Source organism: Nitrospirota bacterium, assembly GCA_037386965.1.
Taxonomy (GTDB): Bacteria; Nitrospirota; Thermodesulfovibrionia; order Thermodesulfovibrionales; family JdFR-86; genus JARRLN01.
Genome location: JARRLN010000102.1, coordinates 1 through 7043 on the forward strand (window position 1 = coordinate 1; position 7043 = coordinate 7043).

A 7043-nucleotide genomic window follows, 5' to 3' on the forward strand; every position below is an offset into this window, starting at 1 on the left:
CACGTGGCGGGGCTCGGGCTGGCGGCGGCCCTCGCGGTCTCCGGCTGGTACTGTCCCCTTACCTACCTGGAGGTCTGGCTCCGGGGGAGGCAGGCCCCTGGGGCGGGGTACGGAGGCTCCTTCATCATCCATTACGTGGAAAAGCTCATCTACATCGACGTCTCCCCCGCGGTCCTCTCCGCCCTCACCGTGCTGCTCATCGCGGGGAATGTCTGGCTCTATCTCCGGGCCGCGTTCCGGAAAAAGGCTACCGCAAGGAGACGACCGTGACCCCTTCTCCTCCTTCGGCGGGCGTGCCGGGGCGGAACTCCGCCACCAGGGGGTGGGCGGCCAGATGCTCCCGCACGGCCTTTCTCAGAGCCCCTGTGCCGATGCCGTGGATGACGGTGACCTCTCGAAGGCCGCCCAGGGAGGCCCGGTTCAGGAAGGGCTCAAGGAGGGAAAGGGCCTCTTCCACCCGCCTGCCCACCATATTAAGCTCAGCCGACGGGGCCTCCTCCTCTTCCCCCTCCGGCACGTAGCGCACCCGGGGCGGAAGCTCCCGCTTCTTGCGGGGCCCGAGGGCGTGGGCCGGGACCTCCACCTCGCGGTCCCGCACCTTCACCCGGACGCGCTCCTTCTCCCTGTCCACCGCCACCACCCGGGCGTCATACCCCAGGGTCCTCACGTGGATGGTGTCCCCGGGCTCTATCTCCTCCAGGCTCACACGGGTCTCCGGGCGAAGCTCCCGGAGCTTTCCGGCCACCTCGGCCTTTCTTTCCTCCAGGCGCCTGAGGGCGGCGCGGCGCTCTTTGCGGGCCTCCGCCAGGGCGTCCCGGGCCTGGCGGGACGCCTCGGCCAGGATGTCCCCCGCCTGGCGATAGGCCTCCTCGAGGGCGCGCTTTCTCTCCCGCTCGGCCTCCCGGAGCTTCCCCGAGAGGGCCTTCCGCTCCTCCTCCACCTCTGCCCTGAGCCTCTCAAGTCCCAGCAGCTCCTCCTCGTAGCGCCTTCTGGCCTCCTTCAGCTCCCGGAGCAGGCCGTGCAGCTCCGCCTGGGTGCGCCCCACCAGGGACGTGGCGCGCTCGATGGTGCTTGCGGGAAGCCCGTAGCGGCGCGCTATCTCAAGGGCGTGGGACTCCCCCGGCTCCCCCGGCCGGAGACGGTACAGGGGCGTGAGGGTCTCCTCCTCAAACTCCATGGAGGCGTTGACCATGCCCTCGGTCTTGTGGACGAAGCCCACTATCTCCACCAGGTGCGTGGTCGCCAGGACCAGGGAGCCCTTGCCGCCGAGCTCCTGCAGGACCGCGGAGCCCAGGGCCGCCCCCTCCACGGGGTTGGTGCCAGTGCCCAGCTCGTCGATGAGCACCAGGCTCCGAGGGCCCGCGCTTTTCACTATGCCCGCTAGGTTGGCGATGTGGGCCGAGAAGGTGGACAGGCTCTCCTCGATGGACTGCTCGTCGCCGATGTCAAGGAGAAGGTCCTCCACCAGGGGAAAGCTCGACGACGGACGCGCGGGCACCGGTATGCCCGAGAGGGCCATGGCAACGAGAAGCCCCGCCGTCTTGATGGCAATGGTCTTCCCGCCTGCGTTGGGGCCGGTGATGACCATGACCCGCTGCCCGCCGCCCAGGGAAAGGGTGAGGGGGACGACGTCCTCTCCCTTCCGGGCGGAGGGGAGCATGAGAAGAAGGGGATGCCTCCCCTCGTCCACCTTTAAGAGGGACTCCTCGTTTATCTCGGGCTCGGCGGCCCCCAGGCCCTGGGCGAAGAGGGCGACGGCGTTCTGGGCGTCCAGTTCCACCACGGTCTCGAACTGGGCCTCAAGCTCCGGGGCCGCCTCCCTCAGTTCGGAGGTGATGCTCCTCAGGATGCGAATTTCCTCGGCCCGGGCCTCCGCCGTGAGGTTCTCGAGCTCGTTGGCCCGGCTCATTATCTCCAGGGGCTCCACGAAGGCGGTCTCCCCGGTCCGGGAGACGTCGTGCACCACGCCCGAGACCATGCCCCTCGCGTCCATCCTCACCGGAATGACCCAGCGGCCGTAGCGGCGAGTGACGAAGCCGTCCTGCAGAAAGGGCGTCATGCCGGGGTCCCGGAGAAGCTCCTCCAGGCGGCCCATGATCTTTCGCTCCAGGGAGCGGATGCGCCCCCGGAGGTCCTCAAGCACGTAGGATGCCCCGTCCAGGATGTTGCCCTCGGCATCCACGGACGCCTCGACCGCGGAAAGGAGCCCCGGAAAACCCGTCAGTGGCTCCGCGAGCCGCCTCAGGTGTGTGAGGTCTTCCCTCTGGGCGGCCTGCTCCCGGACGGCCTCGATTATCCTCAGAAGCGGAGCAAAGGCGTAAATGTCCAGAGGGTCGAGCACGGCGTCCCGGGGACGGGACTTCCGGAGGGCCTCGCGTACGTCCGTAAACGGTGCAAGCGCGAGGGGAGCCCCCTCGTCCTGGAGCCTCCGGATGTCGGCCACCTCGCCGAAGCGGCGGGCGATGTCGCCCCTGCGGGCCAGGGGACGGAGGGCAAGCACCCGCTCCCTGCCCGGCTCGCTCAGTGAGTGGGCGGCCGCGGCCTCCAGTATCTTGACGAACTCCAGGGCCTGGAGGGCCTCTTTCCTCATCGGCCCCCGGCCCTTGACAGGGAGGCCCCGCGGGCCTTCCATATGCTTTTTACCGGCATGGCTTCTATGATACTATTACTTATGCCTTACAGAAAACTCATGTCTGACAAGACCTTTAACAGGCTCGTCAAGATCCGCAGGCGCATCCACCAGTACCCGGAGCCCGCCTACAAGGAGGTGAAGACCGCGGCCCTGGTGGCAAAGGAGCTCACAAGGCTGGGCATCCCCTTCAAGGAGCGGGTGGCCAGGACCGGCGTGGTGGGCAGGCTCGGGGACGGGGCGCCGGGGGCCGTGCCCACGGTGGCCCTGAGGGCCGACATGGACGCCCTGCCCATCGAGGAGAAGAGCGGCCTGCCCTTCAGCTCCAGGGTCAAGGGCTTCATGCACGCCTGCGGGCATGACGGCCACACGGCCATGCTCCTGGGGGCCGCGGAGCTGCTCAGGAAGGCCCCCCCGGAGGGCAACGTCCTTTTCGTTTTCCAGCCCGCCGAGGAAGGGGGCGCCGGCGCCCTGGCCATGCGCGACGAGGGAGTGCTGGAGGGCGTGGACATGATATTCGGCGGCCACATAGACGCCCACTACCGGCTCGGGGAGATAGCCATCCGGGCCGACGTGGAGACCTCCTTTACCGACGCCCTTCAGATACGCATCGTGGGCAAGGGGGGACACGCGGCGCGCCCGCACGAGTCGGTGGACGCCGTGCTGGTGGCGAGCCTCTTCGTCATCGCGCTGCAGACCATCATCTCCCGGAACATCGACCCCCTGCACCCCGCGGTCATCACCGTGGGCACCGTCCGGGCAGGAAGCGTCTATAACGCCATAGCCGACGAGGCGGTCATGAAAGGCACCCTGCGCTCCACGGACGCCACGACGCGCAAGCGCGTCCTGGCCCGCATCAACAAGACCGCGGCCTCCCTGGCCGCGCTGCACGAAGCCCAGATAGAGGTCGACGTGCGCGAGGGCTACCCTCCCGTCATCAACCACCCCGAGGGGTACGCCCTGGCCCGGGAAGTGGCCGAGGGGCTGGTGGGGACCAAGAACCTCATCAACCTCAGAAGGCCCAGCCTGGGCGGGGAGGACTTCGCCTACTACCTGGAGCGCGTGCCGGGCTGCTTCGTGCGCTTCGGGGCCGCCAGGGGCGGCTTCGAGGCCCCCGTGCAGCATAGCTCCACCTTTGATTTCGAGGAAGAGGTCCTGCGCCTGGGCGCCATCTATTACGCCGAGGTGGCCAGACGGTCCATCCAGAAACTCAAGGGGAAGAAACCGGGTGCCCCTGGAGTTTAATTCCACACCCGAGCCCTACGTCGGCGTGGAGTTGGAGCTTCAACTCCTTGACGCCGAGACCCTTGCGCTGGCCGGCATGGCGCCCGCCGTCCTGGCCGACGTCCCCCCGGAGATGGGCCCGCGCATCAAGCCGGAGTTCCTCGCGTGCATGGTGGAGCTGAACACCGCGGTCTGCAAGGACGTGAAAGAGGCGGAGGGAGACCTCAGGGAGTCCCTTGCCCTTCTGGAGGAAATCCTCGCCCGCCACGGCGGCGTCTTCTTCTCGGCCAGCCTGCATCCCTTCTCGGAGGCGGGCAAGCAGAGGGTATCGAACCACCCGCGCTACAAGCGCATCATGGAGGAGCTGCAGCTCATCGGCAGGCGGTTCATCGCCCAGGGCCTGCACGTCCACGTGGGGGTGGCCGACAGGGAGAACGCCATCAAGATATTCAACGCCATGCGCCTCTACGTGCCCATTCTCCTGGCCCTGACCACCTCCTCCCCGTACTACCAGGGAGAGGACACGGGCCTGTTCTCCTACCGCACCAAGCTCTTCGAGGCCCTTCCCCTGGCGGGGATGCCCGACTCCCTGAGCACCTGGGAGGAGTTCGACCGCATGGCCGGGCTTCTGCTGGCCGGCGGGGTCATAACGTCGGTAAAGGACCTGTGGTGGGATGTCCGCCCGCACCCGGAGTTCGGCACCGTGGAGGTCCGCTGCGCCGACATGCCCCTCAAGTTCCGGGACATCATGACCCTGGTCGCCCTCATCCAGGCCCTCGTGGTGACCATCGACCGGGAGGAGTTCTACCCGGACGTCAACATGCAGGTTCTGAAATCGAACAAGTGGCAGGCGGCCCGCTACGGCCTGGACGGAGCCTTCGTGGACCCCCGCTCGGGCAAGAGGTATGCCTTGCGGGCCGCCGCGGAAGAGCTCTCCGATATCATGAGGCCCGCCGCCCGGCTCCTGGGCTCCGAGGCGTACCTGGAGGGCGTGGGCCGCATCCTGGCCGAGGGCACGGGGGCCCACGCGCTCCGGGAGCTTTACGGACGGACGGGCGACTTCCGGGAGGTGGTCCGCCTGGCCCGGGAGGAGTTCGAGGCATGAGGGGAGCGGTTGCCTCCGGCCACCCCCTGACCACCCGGGCCGCCACGGAGACGCTCCGGCGGGGAGGAAACGCCTTCGACGCCGCAGTGGCCGCGGGCTTTGCCGCCTCGGTGGCGGAGCCCATCCTTACGAGCCTGGGCGGCGGGGGGTTTCTCCTGGGCCATGCGGCCCCGGAGGACCGGGACGTGCTCGTGGACTTCTTCGTCACCGCCCCGGGCCTGGGGGCACCGGCGGGGGCCAGGCCCGTGCTCATCCCCATCGAGGTGAACTTCCGTTTCGCCACCCAGGTCTTCCATGTGGGGGCCGGTTCGGTGGCCGTGCCCGGGATGCTCCGGGGGCTTCTGCACCTGCACGGGAGGTTCTGCACCATGGACATCCAGGACATCGTCCTGCCTGCCCTGAGGGAGCTCGAGCGGGGGGTGGAGGTCTCCGACTTTCAGCACTACGCCATCGGCCTTCTCGCCCCCATACTCACCTACAGCGACTACGGCAAGCAAATGTACGGCGAAGCCCTCCGCAGGCGGAGGCTCCATAACCCCCTGCTCCGGGAGTTCCTCTCCCACCGGGACCCGGACACATGGCTTGCCTTTTTCGGCGGCGAGACCGCGGAGGCGGTGGCCCGGGACATGCAGAAGGAGGGAGGGCTTCTTACGGCGCGGGACTTGAGAGAGTACCAGGTGAAGGAGAGGAAAACCCTGAGGGCCGTCTACCGGGGGTATGAGGTCCATACGAACCCTCCTCCCTCCGTGGGCGGGCCCACCGTCCTGGCAGCCCTGGGCTTTCTGGAAAGGAAGCCCTATCCCTCGGAAAGCCCGGAGGAGGCGATCAGGAGGGCGGAGGCCATGGACCTCATGAACAGGCTCAGGGGGGCCGCGGGGGGCACCACGCACGTCAGCATCGTCGACGAGCAGGGCAACGCCGCCTCCATGAGCTCCTCAAACGGCTCCAATTCGGGCTGTTTCTACGCCGACACCGGCATCATGCTCAATAACATGATGGGCGAGGAAGACCTCCATCCGCAGGGGTTCTACGCAGTGCCCGCCGGAGAGAGGGTGGACTCCATGATGGCGCCCACCCTCATCCGGACGCGGGAGGGAGCGGTGGCCGCCGTCCTGGGAAGCGGCGGGAGCAAGCGCATCAAGACCGCCATGCTCCAGGTCATCCTCAACCTCGTAGACCGCGGCATGGACGCCCGCCGGGCCGTCGAGGCGCCCCGGATGCACCTGGAGGAGGACGGCGTGCTTCACCTGGAGCCCGGCTTCCCGAGACCGGTCCTGGCCGCCCTCAGCCGGCGCTTCCGGTGCAACGAGTGGAAGGAAACCGACCTTTACTTCGGCGGCGTACACGCCGTCACCGGTAAATTCACGGGATGCGGCGACCCCCGCAGGGGCGGACATTTCGAGAGCGCAGCCTAGTCCTCTCGCTTTCCATGTGGCGCTTCTCTTCCCGCTCCTGGTATATGGGGCAGTCCCAATAAGCGTCCAGGCACCAGGCGACAATCTTTCTTACGCCTTCTTCGTCCGCCCTCTTGCAGTAGCACGTCGCCGAGGGGTCCTTGATGAAGGGGCAATGCCTCCTGTATATGCTGTTTTTCTCTTTCCCGTTCTCCGGCATGTCCCGCACCTCCTTCCCGGTGTTCTGCCCCTTGCACATCAAGGTCCGTGCCAGGGGAGGCCGGGAGGAGGCGAAACGCCTTTTCGCGAGCGGTGACGGCAGGTTGCGGGGATGACCCGGCTCCGCGCCCCGGGCGGGGGACGTTCAGAGGCGTCAGGGCGTCAGCTTACACTCTGTCAGGCTGGACGGCCGGGAGGGGGCCTCTACTCCAGGTTATATTTCTTCATCCGTTGATAGAGGGTGGGCCTGCTCATGCCCAGGGTGCGGGCCGCTCTGGTCTTGTTCCAGCGCTCCGTCTCCAGGGCCCGGAGAATCTGGAGCCTTTCCTGCTCTTCGAGGTTGGCCCCCGGCAGGGACGCCCACGAGGAGCGCAGGTCCTGGGGGAGGTCCTCCAGGGTGAGGACCTCGCTCCGGGCGAGGATGACGGCGTGCTCCAGGGCGTGCTCCAGCTCCCGGACGTTCCCCGGCCAG

6 protein-coding genes are annotated in these 7043 nt (G+C 67.7%); 4 read left to right on the plus strand and 2 right to left on the minus strand.

Features of this window, described 5'->3' with window-relative positions; translation table 11 throughout:
- Positions 1–270, plus strand: a 270-nt coding sequence (locus P8Y39_11840) for a DUF2784 family protein (protein MEJ2193010.1), incomplete at its 5' end; no start/stop codon positions are given.
- On the opposite strand, the gene P8Y39_11845 is transcribed toward P8Y39_11840, so the two are convergent.
- Entirely contained in the window at positions 248–2590 is a 2343-nt protein-coding gene (locus tag P8Y39_11845; GenBank protein ID MEJ2193011.1) for an endonuclease MutS2, read from the minus strand. The genes P8Y39_11840 and P8Y39_11845 overlap by 23 nt on opposite strands.
- A gap of 99 nt (positions 2591–2689) precedes the next feature.
- Between P8Y39_11845 and P8Y39_11850 the strand changes: the two genes are divergently transcribed.
- From P8Y39_11850 to P8Y39_11860, 3 genes are read left to right on the plus strand one after another with little or no spacing between them, the layout of a single operon-like run.
- Positions 2690–3874 carry a M20 family metallopeptidase gene (locus P8Y39_11850; protein ID MEJ2193012.1) on the plus strand — a complete coding sequence of 395 codons (1185 nt, stop codon included), beginning with the start codon at positions 2690–2692 and terminating at the stop codon, positions 3872–3874.
- The gene (locus P8Y39_11855) at positions 3858–4958 is read left to right on the plus strand and encodes a YbdK family carboxylate-amine ligase (GenBank protein ID MEJ2193013.1); all 1101 of its coding nucleotides are present in this window, start codon (positions 3858–3860) and stop codon (positions 4956–4958) included. The genes P8Y39_11850 and P8Y39_11855 overlap by 17 nt, the downstream gene beginning before the upstream one ends.
- Entirely contained in the window at positions 4955–6373 is a 1419-nt protein-coding gene (locus tag P8Y39_11860) for a gamma-glutamyltransferase (protein ID MEJ2193014.1), read from the plus strand. Before P8Y39_11855 ends, P8Y39_11860 begins: the two co-directional genes overlap by 4 nt.
- Positions 6374–6775: 402 nt before the next feature.
- Here the strand turns inward: P8Y39_11860 and P8Y39_11865 are convergent.
- Positions 6776–7043 (minus strand): helix-turn-helix domain-containing protein (locus P8Y39_11865; GenBank protein ID MEJ2193015.1); only part of this gene is annotated, 268 nt, incomplete at its 5' end.

Excerpts from the sequence above, each read along its gene's own strand:
- P8Y39_11845 (MEJ2193011.1), bottom strand. The coding sequence starts at position 2,590 with ATGAGGAAAGAGGCCCTCCAGGCCCTGGAGTTCGTCAAGATACTGGAG.
- P8Y39_11850 (MEJ2193012.1), top strand. The coding sequence starts at position 2,690 with ATGTCTGACAAGACCTTTAACAGGCTCGTCAAGATCCGCAGGCGCATC.
- P8Y39_11860 (MEJ2193014.1), top strand. The coding sequence starts at position 4,955 with ATGAGGGGAGCGGTTGCCTCCGGCCACCCCCTGACCACCCGGGCCGCC.